General features: G+C 65.2%; 1 protein-coding gene. It reads right to left on the minus strand.

Annotation, left to right across the window (positions count from 1 at the left end; genetic code table 11):
- On the minus strand, nt 1–782 hold a 782-nt coding region (locus E6R18_RS33860), incomplete at both ends, for an adenosylhomocysteinase (RefSeq protein WP_136320686.1).

A 782-nucleotide genomic window follows, 5' to 3' on the forward strand; every position in this document is an offset into this window, starting at 1 on the left:
TTGACGCCGAGTGCGTCGAGGTGGAGGCGGGCGACCTTCTCGTCCAGGTGCTTGGGGAGCACGTAGACGTCGGTCGGGTACGCCTCGGGCTTGGTGAACAGCTCGATCTGGGCCAGGGTCTGGTCCGCGAACGAGTTGGACATCACGAACGAGGGGTGCCCCGTGGCGTTGCCCAGGTTCAGCAGGCGGCCCTCGGACAGCACGATGAGGACCTTGCCGTCGGGGAACGTCCAGGTGTGGACCTGCGGCTTGACCTCGTCCTTGACGATGCCGTCGATCCGGGCCAGGCCCGCCATGTCGATCTCGTTGTCGAAGTGGCCGATGTTCCCGACGATGGCCTGGTGCTTCATCCGGGCCATGTCCGAGGCCATGATGATGTCCTTGTTGCCCGTCGTGGTGACGAAGATGTCCGCCTGCTCGACGACGTCGTCCAGCGTGGCGACCTGGTAGCCGTCCATCGCCGCCTGCAACGCGCAGATCGGGTCGATCTCCGTCACGATCACCCGGGCACCCTGACCGCGCAGCGACTCCGCGCAGCCCTTGCCCACATCACCGTAACCACACACCACGGCCGTCTTGCCACCGATCAGGACATCCGTGGCCCGGTTGATGCCGTCGATCAGCGAGTGCCGGCACCCGTACTTGTTGTCGAACTTCGACTTCGTGACCGCGTCGTTCACGTTGATCGCCGGGAACAGCAGAGTGCCGTCGCGGTGCATCTCGTAGAGCCGGTGCACACCCGTCGTGGTCTCCTCCGTGACACCACGGATCTCGGAGGCCAG

The sequence above is a fragment of the Streptomyces sp. A1277 genome (assembly GCF_004795015.1).
Lineage (GTDB): Bacteria > Actinomycetota > Actinomycetes > Streptomycetales > Streptomycetaceae > Streptomyces.